The following is a 25,501-nucleotide window of genomic DNA, read 5'->3' as shown; positions in this document are numbered from 1 at the left end:
ACCGCACACCACCTTCAGACCGGGGTCGGGTGGCCGTGGGCGGGTCCCCGCGCCGCCCGGTGATTGGTTTCCTGCAGGGTTCTGATAGGGCAGCAAAAATACGGTCCGGGCAGCCGGGGCGCAGTGGGCGCCCCAAAACGACGGAGAATTCTATGAACAGGACCATCAGGTCGCCCTTCGCTGCCGTCTTCACGGCTGTCACGCTCGCCAGCCTGGCCTTCGGAGGGGTCACGGCCCCCGCGTCAGCGTCCGGCACGACCTACTTCCTCAGCGCTGCGCGCAGCGACACGAACTCCGGGACGTCCAGCGCAACGCCCTGGAAAACCCTCACCAAGCTCAACTCCGCAGTCCTCCAGCCCGGGGACACCGTCAGCCTGCGCAAGGGTGACACCTTCACCGGCGGCTTCGTGACGACCCAGAGCGGGACCTCCATAGCACCGATCACGGTGAACGGCTACGGCACCGGCGCCGCACCTGTCATTACCGGTGGCAAGTCCGGTAACTGCATCAGGGTTAATGGCAACTTCACGGTCGTTTGACGGCCTCCGGGCCGTCTCCTGCGGCTACGCGGGATTCAGCATCACCGGCGACCGGAACACCGTGCAGAACTCGAGCGCCTCCAACAACGCCGCCGGCATCAAGATCGGCAACGGTTCCGACTTCGGCAAGTACACCGGCAACGACAACGAGGTCACCGCCAACACCATCTCCGGCTCGGCCGCCGCATCCTTCGACTTCGTCGTGGACGGCGGCGCCATCGAAATCTTCAACGGCAATCGGAACAACGTCCACCACAACATCGCCCTGGACGACAACAGCTTCTCCGAGCTCGGACGGTCCACCGGAACAGCCGACGGCAACACCTACCGCTACAACCTCGTCCGCTCGACGTGCGGCTCCCTCTGCGCGCAGGCCGTCGTCTGCCATGCCCAATGCCCCTCCTCGACAGTCATCAGGGGGAACGTCCTGGTCGGCGTCAAGATCTCGCTGTGGATCAACGGCTCCGGCTGGACCGAGAAAGAAAAAGTGTTCACCGGGCCGGTCAATGTCACCCCGAGCCCGACCTCGCGGCGGGTGCCTTCTGTCAGTTTCGTGACCACCGGAACCGACTTCCACCTCACCGCCAACAGCGCGGCCATTGACCTCACCACCTCGTCCAGCTCCTCACTGGATCTGGACGACCGGCCCGTGCCGCAGGACGGTAACTGCAACGGCACGGCCACAGCGACGCCGGAGCCTACGAATTCGACTCGCCCAACTGCTGAAAACTAACCCGGCGCGCGATTTGGGGGATGTTGGCGGCCCGGAGTCCGCGGAAGGCCCACCTGCAGCAAGGCCGCGGAGTCTTGCTGTGGGTGGGTGCGGCTGAGTCGGTCTGAGGCATTCCAAGGAAATGGATGCACATCTGAACCGGTCGACACCGGTGGGCCACCGATCCACCCTCCGGGACCTGGCTTCCTAACCCAGTCCGCCGTCGACTCCACAGTCTCGAGCGCGTCCTGACTCGTACGTGGGTCTTTCACGGTGGCTCAGCTGTGGGCTGATCCGCCTCCCAGCCCAAGCGCTATTGAAGAATTCCCCTGGAGGGTGCGGGCGGCGTTAGAGCGCTCGGGCCTGGATCAGTCTGAGCTGACACCCGAAAGCGTAGCGTCGAACCGGATCTGCCAGTCAGCCAAGTCGCGGGCCGCCTCATAGCGGCGTGCGGGCGTCCAGCGGACATAGATCCCGGGGCTGGGGGCTGGTGCGGACGGGAGGCCTTTTTTCGGCCGTTCGGTTCCTAAGACCTCGATGGCCGAGGATAGGAGTCTGAAAATGCCGCGGGCGATGGTGAAGATAAGCCAGAGAACGGCCGTTATCACGACGAGGGCGAAAACGACAAGGTAAACCATGCCCAATTTTAAAGCCAAGAGAGGCCAGATGAGAATCGGCAATTGGCCGGCCGGGACGAGACCTCTGAGGGTGCGGGAAGGGTCTAGTCTCGGACTTATGGACAGTGATCCTGTGCCGGGGAGAAGGTTCCCGGACGCTCCGTCTTACGATGTGCACCGCCGCGTCGTGGAGACGTATGCTCGCGACCTCCCGAGTGGCAATAACCTGCTGGACGCCCTCGGCAGGCGGACGGGCCGCGGGGGGCGCAAGGCCGAGTTCGAGTTCACGGCCACTCCCTACAACTTCTGCGAGGTCCTCTGCGTTGCGTCCCCGGAGACTGCCGTGGCTTTATTAGACGCGGGGATCACCACGGCGGATGAGGCCGTCGCGTTCCTTGAAGCGCAAGGGCTCGAGGATCTCGTGGAGGACAACCACGACGCCGCGGAGGCCGCGCTCCGCTGTGCGGCGATGCCTTCGGAGGTGCTCGACCGCTTCCAGCACTCCCCGCTGTCCTTCTATGAGGACCCGGAGGGCTTCGGGGAGAAGCTGGGGGAGGACCTGCTCGGCAAGCTCCGGAGGAACAAGACGGTCTGGGCCGCCGTGCAGGAGCGCAGGATTGATCTGCGAGACATCCTCCAGATAGGCATCTCGCGGTTTCTCGACGCCGAGGATGACGAAGGTACTTTGAGTGGGCTGCTGTCCAGCCTGAAGTTGGCCGCAGACCAGCTAGTCCGGGCCGAGGACATCAGCGGCTGGATCGAGCATTTCGGGATCGGCCCGGCGACCCCGAACGAAGTCAAAACAGGCGTGTACCGGCTCGCTGTACGGCACGGCGGCGAATTCGCCGCGCAGATCCCCCTGGATGCCAGCACTATGAGGCTTGCCAACAGCCTCTCGCATGCCGCCCACGGCGAAAGGCGCAGTCTCGACGTCGAGCGTCGCCTGATTCTGTTCGGGCGCAGGTCTTGGCCGGGGCCTCGCGGACGGCAAGGCTGTCAGCCTTGCCGGACGAGCACGACCTGATGAGGCTCCTCGACGCAGGGATCACCGCCGCGCAGGCAGGCGAGGGGTACCTCAGGGGGATGAGCGCCGCCCAGATGGTCGCGGTGCACCGGCACGGCTCAGCCCCGGGCGTCTCAGACGACTGGATCTGAAGCCATCCCCTCATGTGGCGGGCCCGAGCGGTGGGGGACAGGGGGCTCGGTCACCGCGCATTGCCAACGAGCGAATTTACCCCATACGGGCTCCCGGCCGATGGACGCCATCGCGATCCACCACCTGGTCGGCCCTGACGACCCGAAGTCCTTCTTCGGCGTTTCCTAGGTACGTCGGCAGGTGCGAGCAGGACTGCTTCCCCATCCGGGGAGCCCGCCTTACGATTGAGGTGCTGGGGCGACTGTGCCGTCGCAGGTCTGGCCGAATGAGGTGCCGCAAGCGGCCATGAACCTGTCATCTCGTCCCGAGCGGACGGCCCGCAAATGAGCACGACGAACCACGGCTGGAGACGGGCTGTCTTCGCCGTCGTCCTTGCTGTCACCGGCTGTACCTACACCACAGCCGAACCTGCACCGTCAGCAAGCTCGCCTAATCCCTTTGCTCCCTTGGAGAAGCAGGTCCAGCTGTTCATGGATGAGGGTGCTGTGGCCGCCGTCGTACAAATCAGGTGGCCCGACGGGGAATGGTCCAAGGCCTACGGCGGGCGCGACCTCGAGCACTCGGACGGATGCACGATCAAGTCGCGGCACCAGGCCCGGGGCATGTTCTGGGACTACCAAACGGTAACGGTCAGCAGCGCTGACGGGCGCTACCAAGCCGCAATGACCGCCACCACGCCACCCATACCCAGCGAGTCGGAGGACCCGTCGAACCAGAACAAGCGTGAGCTTCTCAACGGTCAGGTCGAGTCCTCCCTCAATGAGACCCTGGACAGGCTCTGTGCGCCCGCCGGCTGAGAAGCACAGTTCCAGGGCTGGCCACTTCACCCGGCCGAGGTACCAAGGCCATTATTAGATTGCCGGGGCTGGCGGCACACTCGGAGCGGAGAAAGTCATGATTCAGGCCCTGATGTGCAAGCTGAATATTCGCCACGAATGGCACGTCGAACACACAGAAGACGGAAGCCTCTACAAGCGCTGCCTGCGGTGCGGCAAAGATGACGACCGCGGCGGCCCTGGTGGCGGCAACTTCAGCGCGTGGGCCGGACCGGCCGCAGGGTGAAGCTGGGGCCTACTGCGGCTGTTCTGTTCGTGGACACCCGGAGCCGACAGCATGCTGGTTCCGGCTCTTGTTCGCCAGGACACCTTCCTGGTGCTTCGGCTTTGCATGCCCGTTTAGACTGCTCCTGTGAAGCGAACTAACCACTCAGGTTCCCCGGGACAGACTCCTGGCGTGCAGCGCAACAACGACCCTAACCGGCGACCCAGCAACAGAAGCCTCCAGTTCTGGGCCGGATTTTGGACCGTGTTTTGGACTCTCTTCTTTGGAGTGGCGTTTGCGGTTGGATACGTGTTCCTGAGCAACCTGATCCTCGGGCGACCATACGGCATCCTGTCGGTCCTGTTCTTCGTGCTTGGCTGCGGCCTCGGGCTTGCTTTTTACCTCCCCGGACACTTCAAAGTCGCCCGTAAGAAGCGTGCCGAGTTCGTGAGGGCCGGCGGTGATCCCACGGGCATTACTCCCTGGATGTTCGGTGCAATGAGCGGGAGCATCACCGAGGACGGCGTATGGGAGTGGTACACTTCGTCAGGCTCAAGCGGAGAGTCAAGCGCTATATAGCCTCGCGCATCCGGCCTGTCTGCGATGCGTGCCGGCACGGCGCGCGCACTTCGTCTCGATAAGTCGTGGAGAACCTTGTCCACCACTGTGGTTACGGAGGCAGGACTCTTCCCCGTCAGCGCGCGATGATGCGTCCTGCGTTGTTGCACATGCGCTCGAGGACGCTGACGGCGATGGCGTACTCATCGGCTCCAACACCTGCTGTGAGGTCTTCCCGCGCCGCCTCGACAAGCCGGTTTGCTTTCGCGTGCAATGCAGTGCCCGGCGCGGTCAGCGCAAGGAGACCGTCCTGCAGGAACACCAGCTGTCTTTGAACAAGCGACGCCATGTCCCGTTCATGTGCACCTGTGCCGTCTGCCAGGCTGAACGGGCGTAAGGCATCGCCCAGTTCTGTTGGCGTGGCCGGGCCAGTACTGAGCGTGTTAAGGACCTGCCACTGCCGCCTGGTGAGGCGGAGCTGGGCGAGAGTGGCATCCAGTAATGCCTCCAGCGCCCCATCCAGCCGCTTGACCCAATATCCGACAGGTCTGATCACCATGTCATCGTGGCAGGTGCCCCTCACGCCTGCAAGCAGCAGAGCGGAAGTTAGCGGTTGGCGATCCTTTACCCTCGCTACGCTGGAGACAAGCATCGTCGGCGGCCCCTAGCTGAGGAAGAGCTGTACGGCCCGGTGGCCCTGAACCGCACACCGGCAGTGCACATGATCATCCGAGGTGATTCACGGCAACGGGCGTTCACATCTGCGCCAAGGTTCCTGCCCTGCTATTGCTGGGCAGGATTAAGGCCTGGTCGTTGACATAACTGCGGAAGGACCTTGGGCAGGCATGACGTCTGTCCGTTGCTTCCCGTTGGTAGGCATACCTTCTCTCCAAGGAGCAGGCTCATGTCCACTCCGGTCTCTCGCCGCAACTTCCTGGGGGCCGGCGCCAGCGTCGCTGCCCTCGGCTTCGCCGGCGCCGGTAGCCTGCTAGTCCACCGCGGGACGGGTCAGCGACCTTGCCCAGGGTGACCTTTTGGATTATGGGCGAACTTCGCGGTGGTCGACGCCTCTTGTCTCGTGTCTCTGCCTTTGTAGGACTCCAAAGCGCCCGTCCCAGGCGACATTGCGTGTGACGGGCACGCGGCGAGTTTACCCACCCATCCGTCCGATGAGCATGGTCCGGACAAAATACTTTCACCCAGGCACCGGCGGACCAGTCTCCTCGGGCTGCCGATCCAAGGCATTCCAAAGTTCTTCCAAGGAACCGGATGCATACTTGAACTGGTCGACGGCGGCGGACCATCCGTCCGCCCTCCGGGACCTGGCTTCCTAACCCAGTCCGCCGTCGACTCCACACTCTCGAGCACGCCATGACTGATACGCGGGCTTTTCACGGCGGGCGAATCCGCACCCTGGCCTCAGGCATATTGACGAATGCCCTTGGCGGGTGCATCTTGACGGTGCTGGATTCCTGCGGGACCTTTTCGCAGGCATAGCCAGCGGGAGGCGGTATAGATATGAAAGTCCGGTTGCCAGGTGCGCTAACAGTGTCAGGCCGTGTTCAGGTCGCCGCACGAGCGATTCCGGTTTCGCTGCCGCACGAGGATCTGGTGTCCTCACTTTTGGCGTGGGTGATCGTGACGGCTCTCTATTTTGACGGCCGGGCCCATGTCCTGGGCCTGCCGGACTCGTTCTTCACGCCCTGGCACGCCTTTCTCTACGGGGGATTGCTTCTGCTCGTGGGATGGCTGGCTGTGCTGTCCAGGATGACGGCACGGCGGCAGGGAGCGGGTCGCTTTGCCGTGGTTCCTACAGGCTACGGGCCGGCGGTGGCAGGCGCAGTGATTTTCGGCGTCGGCGGGGTCGCCGATATGGTCTGGCACGAGGTGTTTGGCATCGAATCCGGCCTTGATGCGCTCCTCAGTCCGACCCATCTTGTGCTGTTTGCCGGCGGGTCGCTGCTCTTCTCGGGACCGGTCCGCGCCGTCCGGGGCCGTGCCGGTTCGCCCGGGCCGTTGGCAGCCGTCGCCTCCGCGTTGTCCGTGACGGCCATCGCCGGCATCGTGGCGTTTGCCCTGAGCTACATTTCCGGGTTCCTTGCCGACCAGCCAGCGTACCCTTTGAGCAACGCGGCCGAAGGCAGTGCCGAGCATATCGCGTCTGACGCCATGGCATCGGCCGGTTTGGCCAGCTACGTGGTGACGTCGTTGGTCATCGTTGTGCCGCTGACGTTCATGCTCCGCCTCGGCATCGTGCCGCCCGGGGCGGTGTTTTTCCTGGTCACGTCACTGGCCGTACTGGGCGAGGTGCTGTATGACTTCACAAATCCCTGGGTGATGGGGGCCGGTGCCGTCGCGGGTGCGGTGGCTGAGCTCGTCCTGGCTGGCCTGCGGCGGCGGGGCGCACGGCTGCGGCTTCAGGAGTTAATCCTGGCCGCGCTGCTGCCGTTGTTGCTGTGGCCCGGTCAGCTTCTCGCGATAGAAGTCCTCTGGCATGTTCAGTGGTCGCCCGAGTTGATCAACGGCGTCGTGATCGTCTCCTCCGTTCTGTCTTTCATGACCGTTCTGGTCCTTGGTGTGCCTGCACGGCAGGACCGCGGAACAAGCCTCCACCGCTAGTTCGCAACGACGGCGTCAGCTCACCGGGCGCATCAGGGCGTCGCCCGACGCTGATGCTGATCGCGATAAGCGGTGAATTATCCAGGGGATCAGGAGGCCATGGCGGTCTGGAGCGTCCTCGGCCGCCGGGTGCCGCGTGCAAGGTGCGGGACGTCCCCGAGGGCTTTCTGCAGGTGCGGAAGGTGGAGCTCGATGTCCCGTGCGACGGCGGTTGCAGCGTCCCAGTCAGCCAGCGCCAGGGCCAGTTCGAGTTCGCTGCACAGCTGGTTCATTCTTAGCGCCCCGGCCAGCCACGATTTCGTCTTCAGGCTCCGTGAGGCATCCAGCACCAGATCGTTGTCCTGGGCGCCGACGGTGCGCACGATTCGTTTCACGTAGCGGGGGAGGAGTGTCAGGTACTCCGCGGTGTAGGAGTCTGCCGCCTCCGGGGATGCCTCGTCCGCTAGTTTCTGGAGGTGCTGTGCATCCAGCGTCCTTGCTCTCTCATCCAGCCGTTTCCCCCTGCGCATTGCGCGACTCCCTCCCTGCACCCGCCGGGTGCTCCACGGCCCGAACCGCCGGACGGCCGTGCCATGTCGGCTGCTGTCGGCTCGATGATCTGCTTCCTTGCAGGCCAGAATGGACCGTCGCCATCAAGGGTGGCACAGCAAATGCGCAGTATGGGATCAAGAAAGTGCAGGCCCCGGCGGCAGCTGCATACATGCCCGCAGCCAATGCGCTCTGGGGCTTGCTTGGCGCCCTTGGATGATTTTGTCGCTGCACCATTGGAAATTCCCGAAGCCTGGCCAGGGTGACCACTTACTTGAGGGGTCAAATCGCCGGCGGCTGAAGGGATGTCGCCATCACAGGGGAGAGCGGCTTGCCTTTGGTCCAGTTACGACTCCGGGAGACGCCGCGCCTCGATGGCTACGGCAGTGCCCGCCGGGCGGTACCGCCGTTGAGTAGGTCGCTGACCCGTGCAGGCATGAGCTCGCGGAGGAAGTCCAGCTGTTCCGGGGCGCCGGAGCCAGCGGCGGCCGCAGCAACAGCTTCCAACGCCGACACCGCGGTTTGCCGTGCGTCGTCCTCGTCCATGCCCCAGGCTGCCCCTTCCCGTACGAGATGTTCCAGCGTGATGTAGCCGAGCCGGACCTGGCCGGAGATGGCGTGGCCGGCGTTGTTGCTGGGTGCGTAAAGGAGCAGGGTTGGTGCCACGTCATAGAGCGGGGCGAGAAGCACCTCGCCGCCGTCCCGCAGGATGAGCGAGTAGTTCTTGGAGTGCGCGTCTCCGTTGCCGATGACCAGATTGAAGGTGACAGCCCGCAGCAGGTCCCTGCGGAACGCGGCGTCGTCGCGGGTGTGCGGGGCGGCTGCGGTGACGAGCCGGGTCAGCCGGGACGGAGGGGCCGAGGTGCCTTCGTATTTCGCTTCGCTTGCTAGGGCGAGTGCCTGGGTGAAGTCCTCCTGATGGAGCCGGCTGCCGTCCGGGCTCCGATCGAAGCGGTCGACGACGATGGCCTGCCGGCTACCGAACATCTGCAGGTGTGCCGTGGCGGCGGGTATTCCGGCGGCCGCTGCAGTCCGCATCGCCCAGTCTTCGGAGGCCACGAGGTCCGGGATGGTGGCGTCCAGGGGTTCCGGTTTGATGATGTGGGTGGACACGGCCCCGCGGCCAGGCCATGCCCAGCCGTCGCCGTGGCGGGTCAGCAACACCTTGGACTGCACTCCGCCGAGGGATGCGGTGATGAGGAAGTCATCGGGCAGGTCCCAGGTTGGCAGGGACTCCACTGCCGTCGTGACCTCTTCGCCGGTCATGGGTATGGCGGCCCCGGGTACGTCGGGCGACTCGCCGGGCGGCAGGATTTGGACCGCGCCGGCGCAGTCGGCGCCGAGTACGCGCAACAGGCCGAAGGCGTCCGGGGTGGACAGCCCATTTTCCTTGGCGATATGGGACCGCACCTGGCCTTCAGGTAGGAGCCCGTCGAAGAAGTCGTACACTTCCGGGCCGTCAATCCGGTTTCTGGTCACAGGTAAGGAGAGTGAGAGCAGGATGGAGCCGGCACCGTACTCGGCCAGCACCGAGCGGGCGTACTGAAAGGACAGGCGAAGTCCGCTGCCTTTCAGCTCACCGATCCGCTCTCCACGGAGGAAGACGTCCAAGCTCTTCCGGGCACTCACGGCCGGACCTGAAGCTTCGAGAACCGCGGCACCAGGGCGACATCACGGCCCAGGGTCCTGATGGCCTGCATGGCAACGACCATGGACACCGCATCTCCCCGCTCCAGCCTGACAATGGTTCCGCGGGTGACCTTGAGCCGGACGGCCAGGTCCTGCTGGGTCAGGCCGGCTTCTTTGCGCGCGTCGCTGATGGCCCGGCCCAGCGAGGGTGCGTCCACAGCCCTGTAGAACGGTGTCGCCTCTTCATGTTCCATATATCGATCATATGGCCTTCTTGAGTAAATGTTCAAAATATCGCACTTTCCCGCGATGGCTCAGAATGTTCGATATTCCGGACATTTGCCCCTTCGATTAGCGGCCTGAGCTTCAGTGTGCACGGCCCTTCCGAGCTTCACAGCCGTCACCTTTTCTGCCGGCGGCCGTCTGCTGGACAGTTGCAGGAGAAGTTTGGGATAATTGGCAGCGGACTCCCACTTTCGGCAGGGTCCGTTCCAAGAAAACGACGAGGGATGAGCATGCGCACCGCTTCAGTTGCCGCTGCCATGGTTGGCGAGGTGGCCGCTTTGGCCTGCTTGGCACGCCCCCGCGCGTCGGCACGTTCCTAGGCACCACACGTTCAACCCTCCTGTGTGGGGTTAAAATGTGGTGCCCATCGCCCTTTCGGCCGACGCTCCGAGCCATTCCGCGCGCCTTAGCCGCGCGCTCCGTCACTTCCGAAAGAAGCTTTGCCATGCAGAAAGTCACTGCTCAACAAATTCGCTCATCCTTTATCAACGCCAGCCGCTCGGAGGCCGCGAAACTCAATCTCCCCCGCAACTTCGAGTCGATTGAGTGGGATTCGCTTGAGTTCCTGGGCTGGCGCGACGAGAAGATGCCCCAGCGGGGTTATCTCGTGCTGCCCCAAAACGGAAAGCCTATGGGCATCATGCTCCGGGCGCCCGAAGGAGCCTCGGGGAAGAAGCGCGCTGTCCTCTGTGAACTGTGTCGGGACGTCTTCTCCAAGGATGACGTCTACCTCTGGGTCGCCAAGAGGGCAGGGCAATCCGGCAAAGACGGCAATACCGTCGGCACGCTGATTTGCGCCGAGTTTGGTTGCAGCGTCAATGTGCGCAAGGAGCCGCCCGTCAACGAGATCAATCCGGACCCTGCCGCCGTCGTTCTCCAACAAATCGCTGGCCTTGAGGTGAGGACGGCAAGGTTCGTACAGCGCGTCCGGAACGGTTCCAAACGGTAGTACACCCAGGTATGCCACTGATCGCATCGTTGTGAACGCTCGAAATGACGCGATGGGCCGGCCCGTTGGGTTTGCCTACGCCAAGCACCGAAAGCACGGCCCCACCCCAGCAGGGAAATCGAGTACTACAGTGGATGCATGGCTTCCAGCCGCCATCCGCTCGACGACCTGCGTGAAACCATCGGCCATCTGGCCGATCAGCTCAGGCTGCCCGGTTCGGAGCGGGTCGACGACCTGGTAGGGGATCTCATCGGCGCGAGGCCCGCGCCGGCCCGGCCGCTGTCCGAGGTGCAGGCCGAGCTCGACGCGCTGGTCGGACTGGAGACCGTAAAGGAACAGGTGCGGGCCCTCGTCGCACTGCTCCAGGTCCAGGCCCGCCGTAAGGCGCACGGCCTGCCGGAGGTGGCCACATCACAGCATCTGGTGTTCCTCGGAAACCCGGGCACGGGAAAGACCACCGTGGCGCGACTCCTGGCGGAGATGTACCGCGCGGTCGGTCTGCTGCAGAAAGGCCACCTGGTCGAGGTCGACCGTTCGGGCCTGGTGGGGCAGTACGTCGGCTCGACCGCCATCAAGACGGACCGGGTGATCCGGCGTGCGCTGGACGGCGTCCTGTTCATCGACGAGGCCTACGCGCTGGCCCCGGAGGACGGCCGGACGGACTTCGGCCCCGAGGCGATCGAGGTCCTGCTCAAGCGGATGGAGGACCACCGGCACCGCCTGGTCGTGATCGTGGCCGGATACCCGCGGTTGATGGAGTCCTTCTTGCTCTCGAACCCCGGACTGCGTTCCCGCTTCGCCCGCGAGATCACGTTCCCCGACTACTCCGTCGACGCACTCCAGACGATCTTCCACCAGATGCTGGCCCAGCACGAGTACACGCTGGAGCCGGGTGCGGACCAGATGCTGCGCCGTATTCTCACCGGGCTACACACGGGCGAGGACTCCGGCAACGCACGGTTCGCCCGCACGCTTTTCGAGCAGGCGCTCAACCGCCAGGCGCTGCGGCTGTCGCTCAACGGGGAACAAAGTCTCGATGCGCTCGATCGTGAGGCCGTCATGACGCTCACCGCGGACGACATCGCCGAGGCCGCGCGGGCATTGGGCGAGGAGCCGGAGCCGGAACCAGCGCCGGAACCGGAGCAGCCACGCTGGTGGCGCTGGCTGGTCTGATCTGCGGCGGCTGTCACCGTCTGGTGGGCTTGCGGGAACTTTGGAACCCCGAGACTAAAAAGGCAGTACCTTGCGATTCAGCCTGACCTTGTTGCATTAAGTTTTGCGATAACAAGCTTTAGCCGAAAGAAACTCGAAAAGGTTCATCGCCCAAAACCCTGAAAAGACTGCTTAACGGAGCTGGTCAACCTCCTCAGCCTTTGCTGCCGCGGCGTGGCCCGCCGAGACGGCGTTTCTGCTGGACTGGCTAAAAAAATAAAAGTAGGTATGGTATCGGGTAACGCAAGCAGAGAAAGGCGTGATTCCGATGTCCGGAAAATCTCCCAAAAGCGGCACCGCTAAAAAGGTCGGCAAATCCATTCTGGAGAAGCGGGCCGAAAAAAGAGCCAAAACTGAAAATAGCGAATTGAATTTTGTAAAACCGCGCAAAAACCAGCGCTGACCTGCCAGCGGGCGGCCAGCTCCGGGACTCCTAGCCCGGCCCGCCGGCCGCCCGCTCCACACCGCGAACCGACGTTTCAAGGACTGGACCATGAATACCCCCTGCACCGCCCTCGTTATCCCGGCCCGCCTCGCCCACCCGGTGCACATCAGATCTGTTGAACTGGACACCACAGCACTTCGGCGGGTGGCCACCGGGGAGGTCGGCGTCATCGCCGGCCCTGACTGGCACGTCTACCTGGACAGCGAAACGAACCGGATCGCCGCCCAGAACCTCCGTGCCGAAGTTCTCATCCGCGAAGCCGGCATCAATGTCGAGGAGACCCTCCACGGCACCGCTCTGTTCCTGGGCGACGGACAACCGGGTGAAGATGCCGACGTGCCCCGCCACCTGATCAGGCTTGCTGAGCAACTGTTCGACCTGCCGCTCGCCGCCTAAGCCGAGTGGCACACGCAGGGGCGCGATGGAGGGCCCTGTAAAGGCAGCGGACGACGGCGGGTAGTCCCGCCGTCGTCCGCTTGCTTGGTGGTCCGGTGGCCCCTTATTTGACTCGCTGATCGACCGGTTGTCGTTCCTGGCTGTCCACGGGCCAGCGATTCGAATTGGCAATTCGGCTGCGGGCGGCGCCGGGGAGTTCAGCCCTTCAGCGTTGCGTCCAGTAGAGCCCGCAGCTCCTGGAAGTGCCGTTCGGTGGCTTCGGGGTGGAAGGCGGAGGTGTCGGCCATGGTGTAGCCGTGGGGCGCCCCCCTATAGATTTCGTTGGACCCCTCAAGCCCGGCGGCCTGGAGGGCGTCGCCGAGCCGGGCGACGGCGTCGGGTGCCATGCTGCGGTCATGGTCCGCGTGGCCGAATACGAACCGGGCCCGTGCGTCGCTCAGTTTGAGATGCGGGCTGTCCGGCTCGTCCGTGGCCAGGCCGCCGCCGTGGAAGCCGCCGCACGCTGCCACCGCGTCCGGGTGTGCGGTTGCGGTGCGGACAGCCAGCCGGGCGCCCATACAGTAACCGGTCGTCCCGATAGGACCGGGAGCTACGCGGTCGAGCCCGGCCAGCGCGGACACCCATGCATCGATGTCCGGCAGGGCCTTGTCCGGGGTCAGGCGGCCAACCCGGGGGAAGGCGGCCTTGCCTGCAGCCTCCCTGCCTTCCTGGGTGGACATGTCCCCGGGTGGCACGAGCTCGGCCACAGACCCTTCACGGTAGAAAACGTTCGGCGCCAGAACCACGTAACCCCAGTCGGCGATGCGCTGGGCCATCTCCTGGATCCGGGGACGCAGGCCGAAGGCGTCCATGTAGAGGATGACGCCCGGAACAGGGCCGGTTGCGGTCGATGGCCGGGCCACGAGGGCCTCCGCGGTGCCTTCTGCGGCAGGGATTTCGATGGGCATGGGCCCACACTACCGGAGCTCAGGAGTGCGGAAGTCGTGATCGGGGTTGGAGAGTTCACGGTGCAGTGTTTGGACCCGGGAGCGGTCGCTGCCTCCATGTCAGCGACCAGGTACAGCGGGCCTTTGATGGTGGCCAGCAGTACGGCGGACCCGTCAGGATCACGATTGGTGTCCCGGGATTCCTCCTGGGAGGCGGAGCCCTTTAGAACCGCGGCTCCCAAGGCGCTGGGGATGCTGATGGTCACATGTTCGGTTCCGGGTGGTGACGAAGCAGTTCACCGTTCACCGGAGTGCCTGCACCGTGGCCGCCCCGTGCGGAGCAACCGGAACAATCCCACGCCGGGCCATAGCCGGCACTTCAAACGCTGACCGAAGTCTGCACCGACAACGGTCCCTGCGTCGACGTGGCTGAGCCGACAGGCCGCCGGCGCGGCACCGATTTCTCCGGCCCTAATACTGGAGGATTGACAGCCGCGTACCTCCACGCCGCCACGATCAAACCGCCGACTCACAGCCACCATGTGCGCTTGGTGGACGCGCGAGCATCGGGGCCGGCGCAAGAGCAAGCCTCTCCATCGGATTGGTCAAAGCAAAGGGCAGGTGCTTTTCCAGTTTCCAGGAGAAGCACCTGCCCCCTGTGATGCGACGTTACTTGCCTGGAGCCTAGGCCTTGGCTTCAGCATCCTTGGCGCGGCGGCGAACCACCGCTGCGGATGCTGCACTGGCGGCCAGAGCGCCTGCGCCGACCAGCGACCACAGGACCAGGTTGGAATCGGCACCGGTGTTGGCATGACCGGTTGCGGTAACGCTGGAAACAGCAGCGAAATCGGAATTTCCCTTGCCGTTGCGGTTGCCGTGGTTGCCGCCGCCGTTGTTGTTGCCGCCGCCGTTGCCGGCATTGACAACCACGGCTGCCGAGCGCGTTGTGCCGGACGTGGCGCCGACGGCGCTGATCATGTAGTTTCCACTGTCAGGGAAGGTAATGGTGGTCGAGAAAGCGCCGGTGCGGCCAGCGGTGACGCTGAAGTTGGACGGGGCGGGCCGCTGGCCTTCCGAATTCTTCTGGCCGCCGGTCCGCCGGAACGTAATGTTGATGGTTTCACCGGCGATGTAGCCGCTGCCGGAGAAAGTGATGGATTCGCCGCGGGCTATGGTGCCGTCGGAAACGATTCCGTTCTCATCGCCCGGCGCCGGGTAGGTGGCTGCCACGGCCGGAGCGGTGCCAGTCAGTGCGATTATTCCTGCAAATGCAAGCGCTGCAATATACTTCTTCATTTGTCCCCCCTGAGACGAATTATGAAATTCGCGTGACGATCGTGATACCAGATCCCACGCGATGACTGCTGAAATCCCCAATGTCCAACCAAGGACGACGGTATCACTCACAGTTTGCTCCCAGCTAAGTGAGCCCAAGTAGTTACAAAGGGTTAACCTGCGGTCTATCTGGTCAGTCGAATCCCAGGTGCAACCCAGAACGGCAGGGCCTCGAAACTGCCCACAAAGATTCATGCGATTGGCGCCATCCGAATGTTTGATCCTGCATCTAACACGTTCGGTTCTTCGCCCCTTCGGGGCAGGCAAAGACTTTCTCCAAACCCACTCCGCAGTTATGTCCCTATTCATCGGTGGAAGCGGCGCCGGCCTCAAAGCAGGAACCCTTGCTGGCTACGCCGCACGGTTGACTGGGGGAGCAGTGGTCCCGTCACACGGACTCCGCCCACTGCCCCTGTCCATGGCGTATCACCCGGGCGGGGCAGCAGCAGGTGAGCGAAAAGGTATCCCTGCTGAACTGCAATGATCTGTGAACTGGTCCCGGCGCAATCCAGAGCGAGCTCCATCGGCCGAAAGGGGGCGCCGGGATGCTCCTGTCCAATGGCGACCTTTGCGCCGGAAGCACCAACACACGCTGCAGTGACGGTGTACAGCGCGGCTGCTGGCACGTTCGCCGTCGTTCCAAAGCCCCTGAGCGGGCCATCAAGTGGCCCCTCCTCAAAAAGAAGGACGGGCCCCGGCACTGCAGTTAGCAGCCGGTCGAGCTCAGCGTAGTTTTTGGCCTCCCGTTCCAGGACCTGAGGATCGGTGTAGGGCTTACGCAGCGCCGCTGCCGGCGTTCGGTCAGGGGCTGGGGTGTGCACGGGTTTGGGGACAGATGTTTGGGTGTTTCCGGGCTCCGGGTATTCATAGACGCACCCCGCAGTCCCGCTTAGAAGGATCAACAGGCACAGGGCAAGTCCGATCCGGTGCCGCCTGTCCAGCATTCCCACGATTCCATGGTGGACAGGCCCGCAGTTCAAAACAACCCCGCAGTTCAAAACACCTACCGTGCCGATCAAGTTGGATCACCTGCAAGACACACCGCGCCGTACGCGCAATCCTGGCGGTACCCGGGAGGACGATAGAGCCATGACAGCTCCAACGGTTGAGGCGGCCATCCACGAACTGATGGATCTCGCCTGGAATCTTGTCTACGGCCTGCTCGAGGAGCGGGACCTGCTCGGTGACGGGTTCAACGTCGAGGAGTACACCGGGATCCATTCCTGGGTGGAGGAGCTTACCCGGTATACCGTGGTCCACTCCCGCGAGGCGGCGATCCTGTTCTCCGGCACCCGGCCGGTGGATGCCATCGTTTTCCATCACGACCTGCTCGGTGCTGACGACCCGAAGGCCTTTTTCACTCTTCCTGGGTGAGCAGTGCCCAGGGTCCAAGATGCGACCGTGGCTGGAACTCAGCTCGTGGTCCAGCCGGAGCAACCAGGATCGCAAGCTTTTCCTAGGCTTCCGCCGCCATGATTGTTGTGCCTCGGCGGTGGAGGAATGGATTTCCTAGGCCCGCACGGGCAAAAGCAGCCGGACCTGAAGGCTGACCCCCGCAGGTCCGGCTGCTTCTTGATCACTGGTGCCGGGACCAGTCTCCGTGGTCATGCAGGTGGGCTGAAATGAAAGATTCTTCGTGCTGGTTCCAGGAGCCGTGCCCGGCCTATCATGCCGAATGAGAGGTAAGCGGGGCAACCAGGCATGACCAACCATCTACCCTACGAAGAAGCGTCGACGGGGAACGTGGCGCTGGTGACCGGTGCTAGCCGGGGCGTGGGCCGCGGCGTCGCCCTTAGCTTGCTGGCCTCGGGGTTTCGCGTTTACGGTTCCGCTCGCACGATCGACGAGGCTGATCTGCCGCGAGAGATACGGCGTCTGCGCTGCGACCATCTCAACGACGACGCGACGGCGGAAGCCTTCGGCGTGATCAGGTCGGAGAATCGCGGCCTGGACCTCCTCGTCAACTGCGCCTGGGGCGGGTACGAGAAGATGGTCGAAGACGGGACGTTCACGTGGGCTGCGCCGTTCTGGGAGCAGCCAGCCCACCGCTGGACAGGGATGATGGACGCTGGCGTGCGTACTGCCTTTATGTGTTCGGCGCATGCGGCTCGCATGATGACCCCGCGGCGCCGCGGCCTGATCGTCAACATCAGCTTCTGGGCGGCGCAGCGCCACCTCGGCAACACGATCTATGGCATCGCCAAGGCGGCGACGGACAAGATGACCTCCGACATGGCCGTGGAGCTGAAACCCTTCGGTATTCCGGTTGTCTCGCTCTACCCCGGCCTGGTTCGGACCGAATCGGTCCTCGCAGCGGCGAAAAGCGGCGTGTTCGACATCTCGACCAGTGAAAGCCCTGAGTTCATCGGCCGCGTGATCAACGCGCTGTTCCACGATCCGAACCTCATGGCGCGGACCGGCCAGGTGCTCGTTGCTGCCGCTGTCGCGAAGGAGTTCGGTGTCGTGGACGTCGACGGGAGCTCACCGCCGGCGCTGACACTTGCTGACATCTGAGGGCTTGTTCAGGCGGGGAGGGGATAGGTCAGGTCACGCTCCTTCAGGTACCGGAGCATGGGCAGCCCCGGGCGGGTCAGTCCCGGTGGGCCCGGGTGACGAAGTGCTCAACCCGGCGGTCAGGAATTAGCCAGAGCAGGGCCACGATGGTGTAGGCCGCAACCCCAAGCAGCGGTTGGACTGCGGTCAGGCCAAGGCCTGCGAGGTAAATCAGTGGCGACGTTTTGCCTTTCCAGTCCCGGCCAAGTGCCTGCGCGAGGGGGCCATCGTGGCCCTGTTGGCGGATCAGTGCCTGTTCCAGGATGAAGTATGCGATCGCGGCACACAGCAAGTTGATCCCGTACGTCAGCACCGGGACCTGCACGAAGCCGGACTCATCCATCCAGCGGGTGGTGAACGGGATGAGTGAAAGCCAGAACAACAAGTGCAGATTGGCCCAGAGGATCGCGCCGTTGACCCGGCTTGCCAGATGGATCATGTGGTGGTGATTGTTCCAGTAAATTCCGACGTAGACGAAGCTGAGCAGGTAGCTGAGGAACGTGGGCAGGACGGACCCCAAACCACGCCAGGTCGGTTCGTCCGGGACGTGGAGTTCCAGCACCATGATTGTGATGATGATGGCGAGCACACCATCACTGAACGCCTCCAGACGGTTCTTGTTCACCGGCTTCCCTCCATCCAGGCAACATCCTAGTTAAGGATCCTCAGCCAGGCCCGGAGAGCTCGGCACGTCAAGATCGTCGGCTTCTGGCTCCGCCGGCGGTTGCGATACCTTTTTGCCCCGTGGAGTGGGGAGCAGAGCGCGCAAGGTCTGGATGGTGTCGGCCTCCGCCGCCGTCTTGTCATCACGGTAGCGCTTGACGCGTGCGAACCGAAGGGCGATTCCACCCGGATACCGGGGAGAGTACTGGACGCCGTCGATGGCGATCTCGACGACGGTGACCGGCTCGGTCCACACCGTACCCGCCGTGCGCCGCACCTCCAATTCCTGGAACCTGTCAGTCTGCCATTGCAGCAGCGCGTCGGTGAGGCCCTTGAAAGTCTTGCCCACCATCACGTAACTGCCGGGTTCGCCGAACTCGCCAACAGGGTCCAGGGCTCCGAGGTGCAGGTTCGACAGCAGCCCGGTGCGCCGTCCTGACCCCCATTCACAGGCGAGCACCACCAGGTCGTAGGTGAGCACCGGCTTCACCTTTATCCAGTTGGACCCCCGCCGCCCGGCGGCGTAGGCAGAGCCCACCGCCTTCACGACCACACCCTCATGGCCGGCGGCCAGCGCATCGCGTGACACTCCCTCGGCAACAGCCGCGTCCGCAGTGATTTTCCCCGGGATGCGGTGACCGGGGGCGATGCGCTCGAGCACGCCGATGCGTGTGGACAGCGGCTCGTCGAGCAGGTCACGCCCGTCGATGTGCAGCACGTCGAAGAACCACGGATGCAGCAGCGTGGTGCGCGCCGTGTTCGCCCCGAACCGGGACATCGTCTCCTGGAACGGCCGGGGCCCGCCGTCCTCGTCAAGGGCCAGGGTCTCGCCGTCGAGGATCACATCGTGTACGGGCAGTCCGCGCACCACCTCCACCACCTCAGGCAGCCGATGGGTCACTTCGGCCAAGGTGCGGGTGTAGATGCGCACGTCGTCGCCGGCACGGTGCACCTGGATGCGTGCGCCGTCGAGCTTGTATTCCACCGACGCTTCCCCCGTCGCCTCCAGCGCCTCGGCGGCACTGGCCGCGGTTGCGGCGAGCATGGGCTGCACGGGACGCCCGACGACGAGGCCGACCGCGTCAAGCTGCGCCGCGGTGCCCGTAATCGCCAGTAGGGCGGTCCCGCCGAGATCGCCGGAGAGCATCGCTGCGCGCCGTACGGCCTCGACCGGCCGGCCGGCGGCGCGGGCAACGGCATCCGTCAGGACGCCTTCGAGTGCACCGGTGCGAAGTTCTCCGAGCAGCACGCCGGCGATGAAGGCCTGCTCCCGCCCGGTGGCTTCCGCCATCAGAGTCCGTAGGGTGGCGGCGCGTTCCACGGTCGAGCCAGCGCCTCCGGCTGCCAGGAGCCGTTCCAACGCAGCGTCGAGGTGGGCGATAGTGAGGTTCGGCTCAGGAGCGGGCACGCCCCTGGCCGCCCTCATGCCGCTCCAGCCGATCCCGACTCGGCCCTGGCGAGGCTTGGCAGTGAGCAAGCCGACCGCCGTCGGGATGTCCCCGGGGTCGAGCCGGAGCAGCAGGCCTGCCAGTTCGTTGACTTTGGCGAGCCGGGAGCGGGTGGCCGCGACGGCTTCCAAGGTCGTCACGAGCTCGTCGAGCAGCATGGGACCAGTCTGTCACGGCTGCTGGCTATGGACAGCGGTTTGGCCCTGTTCCAGAATGGGCGCGTGGGAATCATCGTCGCGAACCTGTTTGTCACCCTCGACGGCGTCTACCAGGCGCCGGGCGGCAGCGAAGAAGATACCGCGGGCGGATTCGCCTTCGGTGGCTGGCAGGCGCCGGTGTCCGATGACGAGGCCGGCGCTGCCATCGGCGAGGAGATTGGCCGCATCGACGCCCTGCTCCTCGGCCGGAAGACTTACGACATTTTCGCGGCCTATTGGCCGCACCAGTCCGACGAGATCGGCGGCACGCTCAACCGGGTGCCCAAGTTCGTCGTCTCCAATTCACTGGTTGCTCCGGCGTGGGCGGGCACCAAGGTGCTGCCAAATGCAGAGGCAGCGGGCCGGCTCCGTGAAGAGTTCGACGAGGTGCACATGTTCGGCAGCGGCGTCCTCATCCGGTCGCTACTGGCGGCTGACATGCTCGACCGCCTCCACCTCTGGCTCTATCCGATCACCCTCGGGCAGGGCAAGCGCATCTTCGACGCCGGGACTGTCCCCGCCTCCTTCCGGCTCGCCGAGCCTGCGCGCACCTTCCCCAAGGGGGCAGTGTCGCTGGTCTACGAACGAGCGGGCAGTGTGGCGACGCAGAACATGCCGGGCGTCTGACCAATAGTCCCGGGCCGACCGCCCGCGATGTCTTGTTGTTGGTTCTCGTGTGCGGGAGCCTTGGGGAGTCAGAACAGATCACGTTCAACGGGGAGACCACCGTGTCATCCACGAGTACCAGCGCCGCGTTTCATGTCTCGGAGCAAGTGGCCGCGGCCGTTGCTGGAGGACGCCCTGTCGTCGCTTTGGAATCGACCATTTTCACTCACGGTCTTCCGCGTCCGCGCAATCTTGAAGCTGCCGTGGAAGCCGAGGAACTCCTCCGCGGCCATGGTGTTGTTCCTGCAACGGTCGGTGTTTTCGCCGGGGTTCCGACGGTGGGACTCAGCCGTGAGCAGATCGTCTCGCTGTCCAGTGGCGGGGGAGTGAAGAAAGTTAGCCTCCGCGACCTTCCCGTAGCGGCTGCTCTTCGGTTCCACGGCGGTACGACCGTGGCAGCGACGGCGTTCCTGGCACACCGGGCCGGCATCAAAGTGTTTGCCACAGGCGGCTTGGGTGGAGTTCACCACGGTGCGGCAACCTCCTTCGATGAATCTGCCGATATGACGACCCTGGCCACTACCCCGATCATCGTCGTCAGCGCCGGCGTGAAGTCCATCCTGGACGTCGCGGCCACCCTCGAACGGTTCGAAACGCTCAACATCCCGGTCGTCGGTTACAAGACCACGAAGTACCCTGGCTTCTACGTTTCCGACTCGGGGTTCGCGATCGAGCACGCGGCCAGCACTCCGGAGGAAGTCGCGGCAATCTGCAGTGCACGCGATGACCTGCACATCGAATCGGCCATCCTGCTGGCAAACCCGATCGCAGAGGACAAGCAGTTCCCTCCGGCCGAGCTCGATCACATTCTCTCCCGGGCGTGGGCGCAGGCAGAGAAGAACGGGATCACGGGCAAGGACACCACACCGTTCCTTTTGGACTTCATCCAGCGCGAGACGAACGGCCGCAGCGTGAATATAAATGTCGAGGTGTACCGCAATAACGTGTCCCTCGGTGGCGAAGTCGCCATCGCGCTGACCCGCCAGCCCTGAGGAATGACGATGATGGGTGCGGTCAGGCGGACCATGCGGGCCACTCATGGTGGTCCGGCCGACCGGGCCCGCGTCGTCCTCCTCTGATTCATCGTGTCTTCTACGTGGTTCCCTCGGGTCTCTTCTGTATTAATTCATTGCCTGCGTGTTGACTGGGGCACGAGATTCCGCTGAAGGGGCCTGGGGATCGGCCAGCAGCTCGGTTGGCTCATGGCACCTCTGGCAAAGAACCCTTCCTGCGCAACCGGGTAGCTGTGGTGCTCCGGAAACGGGTACGGAGTACTCGTGTGCGCTGTGCCGATTCAGCGGAGACTGTAGTCAGGCCGGCGGCGACGAGTGCCTTTGAGACCAGGGCACCTCCCCCCAGCCGCCGCCGGCCCCACTTAGCAATGGCAGCGGTTCAGAGGAACGGGTAGACGGGAAAGATGTCCGGAAGGTTCAGTTCTTTCCGGGGCGTCATGGGAGCTTCGTCTGGCTTGGTTTGCGGGGTTGCCATGTCGCGCTCGTGCAGCGCGGAAGGCTTAGCCCCTGCTGCCGACTGGGCTTCGGCGTCGGTGTCCCTGGCTGACTGGAACGGCATTGCTGGTCTCCCTTCACCTTTGCGGAAGCCCCTTTTTCGGGACTATCAAGCTCATCGCTAGGGTCCAGTATGGTTGTGACCGCTCAAAAGCCGCGCGGGCTTTCCTCAAGACTTAGTCAAGAACCGAAGCTGGAGAGGGGCGCCGGATACTGTGGGTGTCTGCCACTCTCTGGGCTGCGATGCGGCTGGCCAGATCTACAACTACATGTGGAAGACTGATGCCAGCTGGGCCGGCAGTTTGCCGGACATTCGACTTGACTCTGAACGATGCCACCTCGTACAAGGCACCGTTCGGCTTCGTCCTGTGAGGCGGGAAAGGGGGCGGCAATGGGCCAGCCCCGCGCTGCAGTCCGCCGCCGTGGATGGCCCGGTGTTCTCCTCTGGGCGCTTCTTGTCGTAGCCTCCATTTTCATGATGGTCATTGGCCTGTGGAGGTCAATGTTCTTCGGATTCATCCCGGAGCCGGGTCTCGTGGAGGATGCACGCGTCGGCAGCCTGTACCTGCTGGGCGGCTCCGCGGCGTCGTTGGCCGCCGCGGCCTGGTCGATCCTGCGCGGTCACCCGCTCTGGGTTACGGTATCCGTGGGAGCGCCGGCCTTTGTGGTCGGGGGCATTTCCCTTCTCCTGCCGTATAGCCTCGTGCGCCACCTCGTTGCCCTTGTCGCCCTTCCCGGCGCGTTCGCCGGAGTAATTGGCGGTCTCGCGGACCGGGGATATCGCCGATAGGCGGCCCGGTTCCGTGGTCGGAACGATCCTGCTCGGCTTGATTCCGATTGCGGGCGGAATCATCCAGCTCGTAACCGCGGTCCTGGGAACGCTGTTGTCACATTCCGCGGTGTGGCGGTGTCCTATGTTCAACAGCGAATCAATCGATGGGAGCGGAAATGTCAGCGCGTCGCGTAGTCATCATCGGAGCAGGGTATGCCGGAGTCATGGCGGCGAACAGGCTCGCCGGAAGCAACCATGATCTAAGGGTTTCCGTGATCAATCCTGCGACCGACTTTGTCGAGCGGATACGGCTGCATGAGGTCGCTGCCGGGAGCAGGGCAACAGCGGCAGTGCCAATGGGGTCGGTTCTGGCCGGGCATGTGGATTTCATTGAGGACAGCGCATCGCGGATCGACCCGGACAACCGCCGCGTGCATTTCTCCAGCGGCCGCGCACCGATCGGTTATGACGCGCTGCTTTACGCCGTCGGCAGTGGCCAGGCGTCCTCAGGCGTACCGGAGGGGGTGTATGGATTTGGCGACGCAGAATCTGCGGCCCGGCTCCGGACGGGGCTTACGCGGCTGGACCACGGTGCCACCGTTAGTATCGTCGGTGCCGGCCTGACCGGCGTCGAGCTGGCTGCCGAAGTAGCCCAACAGTATCCGCAGCTGCGGGTCCGCCTTATTTCCCGCGGGCTCATAGCCGGCGGCCTGTCCGATTCTGGCAGCCAAGCCGTGCGGACCCGGCTTGCAGCGCTGGGCGTCGATATGGTGGAAAATGCCGACGTGCAACGGAGCGGGGGCTCGACGCTCATATCATCAGGTGGGCTTACGATGCCGTCTGATTGCACGGTCTGGGCTGCCGGGTTCAGGGTGCCGCGTCTGGCACGGGACAGCGGGCTGCCAACCGATGCAGAGGACAGGCTCATCGTCGACGAGTCGTTGTCCTGCCCGGGCTACCCGGACATTTTCGGGGCGGGCGATGCCGTCCGCGTTCCGGACTCGGTCGGCCGCCATCTGCGCATGAGTTGCGCGTCGGCCCTGCCGCTGGGCGCACACGCGGCGGACAGCATCATCGCCCGCCTGGAGAACCGGCCCCTGGCCCCGCTGTCGGCCGGATACCTGATCCAGTGCATCAGCCTGGGCCGCAGGTCGGGTCTCATCCAGACCGTCACCCCTGGCGACCGGCCACGACGGTTTGTCGTTCGGGGCAGTCTTGCCGGGCTGGCGAAAGAGCAGATATGCCGAATGACACTGTCTTGGCTCAGGGGCGAGCTGCGCCGCAGCGGTTCGTTCAAGTGGCCCAAGGGCCCGCTGCCGGTGGACGCTTCCCTGCCAGTGGAGGCAAGGTAACAGCATGGGATCGGCCAGCGTCTTCGAAGAACACCGTTCCCTCCTGTTCACGATTGCCTACGAAATCACCGGAACCGTCACGGATGCCGAAGACGTCCTCCAGGAAAGCTATCTGAGATGGTCGGCAGTGGACACAGGCCCCATCGAAAACCAGCGGGCCTACCTGGCCAAAACAGTGACCCGACAGGCACTGAACTCCCTTCGGACAACGCAGCGGCGTCGGGAAGACTACATCGGCCCCTGGCTGCCAGAGCCGGTAGTGACCCTGCCTGATGTGGCCGAGGACGCCGTGCTGGCTGACTCGGTGTCCTTTGCGATGCTGGTCGTCCTCGAGAGCCTTTCCCCGGATGAGCGGGCGGTATTCGTCCTCCGCGAGGTCTTCGATTTCCCGTACTCCGAAATCGCCGAGGCGACCGGCAAGTCACCGGCGGCCGTCCGCCAGCTGGCAAGCAGGGCCAAGGCCCACGTACAGGCACGGCAACCGCGCTTCGAAGTGGACGCACAACGGCAAAAAGCCGTTACCGACCGGTTCATCGCAGCCACACTTGGCGGCGATGTCCAGGCGCTCATGGACGTTCTCGCGCCCGGGGCCGTCCTACTCTCGGACGGCGGCGGCAAGGTCTCGGCTGCCCGCAGGCCCGTTGTCGGCGCGGACCACGTCGCCCGCTTCCTGCTCGGCATCGCCAAGAAACACATTCCCGACATGCGGGTAGAGATGTCGTCGCTAAATGGAATGCCCGCCATCCTGATTTACAGCGGAGACGGGATCGACCTCGCCGTCGTCGTGGAGTCCAACAACGACCACGTAACCGGCATATACCTGGTCCGGAACCCAGACAAGCTCGGTGCGGCCAACACGGCCCGGCAGCTCAGCCGCTAATGCACTAGCGGCTGACCGATCCTGCCGGTCCTACTGCCCTTCACTGCGTGGTTGAACGTGTTCGTGCACCTGGCCCTAGCCCCGGTGGGAATCAAGCAGTCGCAGCCCGGCTTCCTCGGCGGCGCGACCGTGCGCCCGGGCAGCAAGCCTCGGGTTCAACGCTTCTTGCCTCCAACACCTGGCACGGACGTGACTTGTTTCATCCAGGCGGCGATCTGCTGTTCGTCGAAGTCGTCTGTGGATTCGAGCTCCACTCCACGCGTCGACTTGCCCATCCCCACCGGCGTCACCGGCGGAACAGGGTCGAGCGCTGCACCAGGCTGGCGATATATGCGAAGACCGGTTTGTCGCCGACCGCCGCTTTCGCGGGGCTTGCCCTGCCGGTCACGGCTTCCGGCAGCGTGGTGGCGACGTCAACATGTGCCTCCCTGCTCATGTTCGACGTCGGGGCTCCCATCCCGCCTGTCTCCTTGTGGGTCATGGAGGTAATTATTCCCTGCGAGTCGCGTGAAGGA

The 25,501-nt window shown here is 64.2% G+C and carries 30 protein-coding genes; 19 read left to right on the top strand and 11 right to left on the bottom strand.

All coding sequences use genetic code 11. The annotated features are described in order from the left end of the window. Positions 1 to 152 precede the first annotated feature (152 nt). Both R5O87_RS03605 and R5O87_RS03600 read left to right on the top strand, forming a co-directional pair. Positions 153 to 539: a hypothetical protein gene (locus R5O87_RS03605; RefSeq protein ID WP_410557629.1), complete on the top strand. Its 387-nt coding sequence runs from the start codon at positions 153 to 155 to the stop codon at positions 537 to 539. Next, complete coding sequence (locus tag R5O87_RS03600) at positions 517 to 1,272, top strand: hypothetical protein (protein WP_410557628.1); 756 nt, start codon at positions 517 to 519, stop codon at positions 1,270 to 1,272. Before R5O87_RS03605 ends, R5O87_RS03600 begins: the two co-directional genes overlap by 23 nt. A gap of 347 nt (positions 1,273 to 1,619) precedes the next feature. On the opposite strand, the gene R5O87_RS03595 is transcribed toward R5O87_RS03600, so the two are convergent. Next, positions 1,620 to 1,889: a hypothetical protein gene (locus R5O87_RS03595; protein ID WP_410557627.1), complete on the bottom strand. Its 270-nt coding sequence runs from the start codon at positions 1,887 to 1,889 to the stop codon at positions 1,620 to 1,622. 166 nt (positions 1,890 to 2,055) lie between these two features. On the opposite strand from R5O87_RS03595, the gene R5O87_RS03590 reads away from it, so the two are divergent. From R5O87_RS03590 to R5O87_RS03570, 5 genes are all read left to right on the top strand, one after another. Continuing rightward, positions 2,056 to 2,892 carry a hypothetical protein gene (locus R5O87_RS03590; protein WP_462836379.1) on the top strand — a complete coding sequence of 279 codons (837 nt, stop codon included), beginning with the start codon at positions 2,056 to 2,058 and terminating at the stop codon, positions 2,890 to 2,892. After that, positions 2,892 to 3,023: a hypothetical protein gene (locus tag R5O87_RS03585; protein WP_462836378.1), complete on the top strand. Its 132-nt coding sequence runs from the start codon at positions 2,892 to 2,894 to the stop codon at positions 3,021 to 3,023. Before R5O87_RS03590 ends, R5O87_RS03585 begins: the two co-directional genes overlap by 1 nt. A 324-nt stretch (positions 3,024 to 3,347) precedes the next feature. Beyond that, positions 3,348 to 3,821, top strand: coding sequence for a hypothetical protein (locus R5O87_RS03580; protein ID WP_410557624.1), 474 nt, complete (start codon positions 3,348 to 3,350; stop codon positions 3,819 to 3,821). Positions 3,822 to 3,918: 97 nt separating this feature from the next. Then, positions 3,919 to 4,086 carry a hypothetical protein gene (locus tag R5O87_RS03575; RefSeq protein WP_410557623.1) on the top strand — a complete coding sequence of 56 codons (168 nt, stop codon included), beginning with the start codon at positions 3,919 to 3,921 and terminating at the stop codon, positions 4,084 to 4,086. A gap of 171 nt (positions 4,087 to 4,257) precedes the next feature. Further along, entirely contained in the window at positions 4,258 to 4,644 is a 387-nt protein-coding gene (locus R5O87_RS03570) for a hypothetical protein (RefSeq protein WP_410557622.1), read from the top strand. Between the two features lie 115 nt (positions 4,645 to 4,759). Here the strand turns inward: R5O87_RS03570 and R5O87_RS03565 are convergent, their stop codons facing one another. Then, on the bottom strand, positions 4,760 to 5,182 hold the full coding sequence (locus R5O87_RS03565; RefSeq protein WP_410557621.1) for a MarR family winged helix-turn-helix transcriptional regulator: 423 nt from the start codon (positions 5,180 to 5,182) through the stop codon (positions 4,760 to 4,762). A gap of 989 nt (positions 5,183 to 6,171) precedes the next feature. Between R5O87_RS03565 and R5O87_RS03560 the strand changes: the two genes are divergently transcribed. Then, positions 6,172 to 7,242, top strand: coding sequence for a hypothetical protein (locus R5O87_RS03560; RefSeq protein ID WP_410557620.1), 1,071 nt, complete (start codon positions 6,172 to 6,174; stop codon positions 7,240 to 7,242). 89 nt (positions 7,243 to 7,331) lie between these two features. On the opposite strand, the gene R5O87_RS03555 is transcribed toward R5O87_RS03560, so the two are convergent. The 3 genes from R5O87_RS03555 to R5O87_RS03545 form a co-directional block, all read right to left on the bottom strand. Continuing rightward, a complete protein-coding gene (locus R5O87_RS03555) occupies positions 7,332 to 7,751 on the bottom strand; it encodes a hypothetical protein (protein WP_410557619.1) in 420 nt (139 codons plus the stop codon). A gap of 397 nt (positions 7,752 to 8,148) precedes the next feature. Then, a complete protein-coding gene (locus tag R5O87_RS03550) occupies positions 8,149 to 9,399 on the bottom strand; it encodes a type II toxin-antitoxin system HipA family toxin (RefSeq protein ID WP_410557618.1) in 1,251 nt (416 codons plus the stop codon). Continuing rightward, positions 9,396 to 9,653: a helix-turn-helix transcriptional regulator gene (locus R5O87_RS03545; protein ID WP_410557617.1), complete on the bottom strand. Its 258-nt coding sequence runs from the start codon at positions 9,651 to 9,653 to the stop codon at positions 9,396 to 9,398. Before R5O87_RS03545 ends, R5O87_RS03550 begins: the two co-directional genes overlap by 4 nt. A 476-nt stretch (positions 9,654 to 10,129) precedes the next feature. Here R5O87_RS03545 and R5O87_RS03540 point away from each other — a divergent pair, with 476 nt between their 5' ends. The 4 genes from R5O87_RS03540 (at position 10,130) to R5O87_RS03525 (ending at position 12,686) form a co-directional block, all read left to right on the top strand. Beyond that, positions 10,130 to 10,633, top strand: a complete 504-nt coding sequence (locus R5O87_RS03540) for an FBP domain-containing protein (RefSeq protein WP_410557616.1) — start codon at positions 10,130 to 10,132, stop codon at positions 10,631 to 10,633. A 138-nt stretch (positions 10,634 to 10,771) separates the two neighbouring features. Continuing rightward, a complete protein-coding gene (locus R5O87_RS03535; protein ID WP_410557615.1) occupies positions 10,772 to 11,806 on the top strand; it encodes an AAA family ATPase in 1,035 nt (344 codons plus the stop codon). A 298-nt stretch (positions 11,807 to 12,104) separates the two neighbouring features. After that, positions 12,105 to 12,248: a hypothetical protein gene (locus R5O87_RS03530; protein ID WP_410557637.1), complete on the top strand. Its 144-nt coding sequence runs from the start codon at positions 12,105 to 12,107 to the stop codon at positions 12,246 to 12,248. 90 nt (positions 12,249 to 12,338) lie between these two features. Next, positions 12,339 to 12,686, top strand: coding sequence for a hypothetical protein (locus R5O87_RS03525; RefSeq protein ID WP_410557614.1), 348 nt, complete (start codon positions 12,339 to 12,341; stop codon positions 12,684 to 12,686). 197 nt (positions 12,687 to 12,883) lie between these two features. On the opposite strand, the gene R5O87_RS03520 is transcribed toward R5O87_RS03525, so the two are convergent. Together R5O87_RS03520 and R5O87_RS03515 are read right to left on the bottom strand one after the other, a co-directional pair. After that, positions 12,884 to 13,633: a dienelactone hydrolase family protein gene (locus R5O87_RS03520; RefSeq protein ID WP_410557613.1), complete on the bottom strand. Its 750-nt coding sequence runs from the start codon at positions 13,631 to 13,633 to the stop codon at positions 12,884 to 12,886. Positions 13,634 to 14,296: 663 nt separating this feature from the next. Continuing rightward, positions 14,297 to 15,019, bottom strand: a complete 723-nt coding sequence (locus tag R5O87_RS03515; protein WP_410557612.1) for a hypothetical protein — start codon at positions 15,017 to 15,019, stop codon at positions 14,297 to 14,299. A gap of 1,017 nt (positions 15,020 to 16,036) precedes the next feature. Between R5O87_RS03515 and R5O87_RS03510 the strand changes: the two genes are divergently transcribed. Both R5O87_RS03510 and R5O87_RS03505 read left to right on the top strand, forming a co-directional pair. After that, positions 16,037 to 16,321: a hypothetical protein gene (locus tag R5O87_RS03510; RefSeq protein ID WP_410557611.1), complete on the top strand. Its 285-nt coding sequence runs from the start codon at positions 16,037 to 16,039 to the stop codon at positions 16,319 to 16,321. 327 nt (positions 16,322 to 16,648) lie between these two features. Further along, positions 16,649 to 17,461, top strand: a complete 813-nt coding sequence (locus R5O87_RS03505) for an SDR family NAD(P)-dependent oxidoreductase (RefSeq protein ID WP_410557610.1) — start codon at positions 16,649 to 16,651, stop codon at positions 17,459 to 17,461. A gap of 76 nt (positions 17,462 to 17,537) precedes the next feature. On the opposite strand, the gene R5O87_RS03500 is transcribed toward R5O87_RS03505, so the two are convergent. Further along, a complete protein-coding gene (locus tag R5O87_RS03500) occupies positions 17,538 to 18,125 on the bottom strand; it encodes a TMEM175 family protein (RefSeq protein WP_410557609.1) in 588 nt (195 codons plus the stop codon). Positions 18,126 to 18,155: 30 nt separating this feature from the next. After that, on the bottom strand, positions 18,156 to 19,769 hold the full coding sequence (locus R5O87_RS03495) for an ATP-dependent DNA ligase (protein WP_410557608.1): 1,614 nt from the start codon (positions 19,767 to 19,769) through the stop codon (positions 18,156 to 18,158). A gap of 63 nt (positions 19,770 to 19,832) precedes the next feature. Between R5O87_RS03495 and R5O87_RS03490 the strand changes: the two genes are divergently transcribed. Both R5O87_RS03490 and R5O87_RS03485 read left to right on the top strand, forming a co-directional pair. Next, positions 19,833 to 20,435, top strand: a complete 603-nt coding sequence (locus tag R5O87_RS03490) for a dihydrofolate reductase family protein (protein WP_410557607.1) — start codon at positions 19,833 to 19,835, stop codon at positions 20,433 to 20,435. A 47-nt stretch (positions 20,436 to 20,482) separates the two neighbouring features. Beyond that, complete coding sequence (locus R5O87_RS03485) at positions 20,483 to 21,466, top strand: pseudouridine-5'-phosphate glycosidase (protein WP_410557606.1); 984 nt, start codon at positions 20,483 to 20,485, stop codon at positions 21,464 to 21,466. 400 nt (positions 21,467 to 21,866) lie between these two features. On the opposite strand, the gene R5O87_RS03480 is transcribed toward R5O87_RS03485, so the two are convergent. Then, entirely contained in the window at positions 21,867 to 22,046 is a 180-nt protein-coding gene (locus tag R5O87_RS03480; protein ID WP_410557605.1) for a hypothetical protein, read from the bottom strand. A 327-nt stretch (positions 22,047 to 22,373) separates the two neighbouring features. Between R5O87_RS03480 and R5O87_RS03475 the strand changes: the two genes are divergently transcribed. From R5O87_RS03475 to R5O87_RS03465, 3 genes are all read left to right on the top strand, one after another. After that, on the top strand, positions 22,374 to 22,772 hold the full coding sequence (locus R5O87_RS03475; RefSeq protein WP_410557604.1) for a hypothetical protein: 399 nt from the start codon (positions 22,374 to 22,376) through the stop codon (positions 22,770 to 22,772). Between the two features lie 206 nt (positions 22,773 to 22,978). Beyond that, positions 22,979 to 24,106 (top strand): NAD(P)/FAD-dependent oxidoreductase, encoded by a 1,128-nt coding sequence (locus R5O87_RS03470; RefSeq protein WP_462836377.1) that lies wholly within the window; start codon positions 22,979 to 22,981, stop codon positions 24,104 to 24,106. A gap of 4 nt (positions 24,107 to 24,110) precedes the next feature. After that, positions 24,111 to 24,986, top strand: coding sequence for an RNA polymerase sigma-70 factor (locus R5O87_RS03465; RefSeq protein WP_410557601.1), 876 nt, complete (start codon positions 24,111 to 24,113; stop codon positions 24,984 to 24,986). Positions 24,987 to 25,272: 286 nt separating this feature from the next. On the opposite strand, the gene R5O87_RS03460 is transcribed toward R5O87_RS03465, so the two are convergent. Beyond that, positions 25,273 to 25,467, bottom strand: coding sequence for a hypothetical protein (locus R5O87_RS03460; RefSeq protein ID WP_410557599.1), 195 nt, complete (start codon positions 25,465 to 25,467; stop codon positions 25,273 to 25,275). Positions 25,468 to 25,501: the final 34 nt, after the last annotated feature.

Source organism: Arthrobacter globiformis, assembly GCF_046536215.2.
Lineage (GTDB): Bacteria > Actinomycetota > Actinomycetes > Actinomycetales > Micrococcaceae > Arthrobacter > Arthrobacter globiformis_E.
This window is presented reverse-complemented; position numbering and strand designations above follow the sequence as displayed.

Coding starts and splice junctions, on each gene's coding strand:
- R5O87_RS03605 (WP_410557629.1), top strand. CDS start 153: ATGAACAGGACCATCAGGTCGCCCTTCGCTGCCGTCTTCACGGCTGTC.
- R5O87_RS03600 (WP_410557628.1), top strand. CDS start 517: ATGGCAACTTCACGGTCGTTTGACGGCCTCCGGGCCGTCTCCTGCGGC.
- R5O87_RS03595 (WP_410557627.1), bottom strand. CDS start 1,889: ATGGTTTACCTTGTCGTTTTCGCCCTCGTCGTGATAACGGCCGTTCTC.
- R5O87_RS03585 (WP_462836378.1), top strand. CDS start 2,892: ATGAGGCTCCTCGACGCAGGGATCACCGCCGCGCAGGCAGGCGAGGGG.
- R5O87_RS03580 (WP_410557624.1), top strand. CDS start 3,348: ATGAGCACGACGAACCACGGCTGGAGACGGGCTGTCTTCGCCGTCGTC.
- R5O87_RS03575 (WP_410557623.1), top strand. CDS start 3,919: ATGATTCAGGCCCTGATGTGCAAGCTGAATATTCGCCACGAATGGCAC.
- R5O87_RS03565 (WP_410557621.1), bottom strand. CDS start 5,182: ATGGTGATCAGACCTGTCGGATATTGGGTCAAGCGGCTGGATGGGGCG.
- R5O87_RS03555 (WP_410557619.1), bottom strand. CDS start 7,751: ATGCGCAGGGGGAAACGGCTGGATGAGAGAGCAAGGACGCTGGATGCA.
- R5O87_RS03545 (WP_410557617.1), bottom strand. CDS start 9,653: ATGGAACATGAAGAGGCGACACCGTTCTACAGGGCTGTGGACGCACCC.
- R5O87_RS03540 (WP_410557616.1), top strand. CDS start 10,130: ATGCAGAAAGTCACTGCTCAACAAATTCGCTCATCCTTTATCAACGCC.
- R5O87_RS03535 (WP_410557615.1), top strand. CDS start 10,772: ATGGCTTCCAGCCGCCATCCGCTCGACGACCTGCGTGAAACCATCGGC.
- R5O87_RS03525 (WP_410557614.1), top strand. CDS start 12,339: ATGAATACCCCCTGCACCGCCCTCGTTATCCCGGCCCGCCTCGCCCAC.
- R5O87_RS03520 (WP_410557613.1), bottom strand. CDS start 13,633: ATGCCCATCGAAATCCCTGCCGCAGAAGGCACCGCGGAGGCCCTCGTG.
- R5O87_RS03510 (WP_410557611.1), top strand. CDS start 16,037: ATGACAGCTCCAACGGTTGAGGCGGCCATCCACGAACTGATGGATCTC.
- R5O87_RS03505 (WP_410557610.1), top strand. CDS start 16,649: ATGACCAACCATCTACCCTACGAAGAAGCGTCGACGGGGAACGTGGCG.
- R5O87_RS03495 (WP_410557608.1), bottom strand. CDS start 19,769: ATGCTGCTCGACGAGCTCGTGACGACCTTGGAAGCCGTCGCGGCCACC.
- R5O87_RS03480 (WP_410557605.1), bottom strand. CDS start 22,046: ATGCCGTTCCAGTCAGCCAGGGACACCGACGCCGAAGCCCAGTCGGCA.
- R5O87_RS03475 (WP_410557604.1), top strand. CDS start 22,374: ATGGGCCAGCCCCGCGCTGCAGTCCGCCGCCGTGGATGGCCCGGTGTT.
- R5O87_RS03470 (WP_462836377.1), top strand. CDS start 22,979: ATGGCGGCGAACAGGCTCGCCGGAAGCAACCATGATCTAAGGGTTTCC.
- R5O87_RS03465 (WP_410557601.1), top strand. CDS start 24,111: ATGGGATCGGCCAGCGTCTTCGAAGAACACCGTTCCCTCCTGTTCACG.
- R5O87_RS03460 (WP_410557599.1), bottom strand. CDS start 25,467: ATGACCCACAAGGAGACAGGCGGGATGGGAGCCCCGACGTCGAACATG.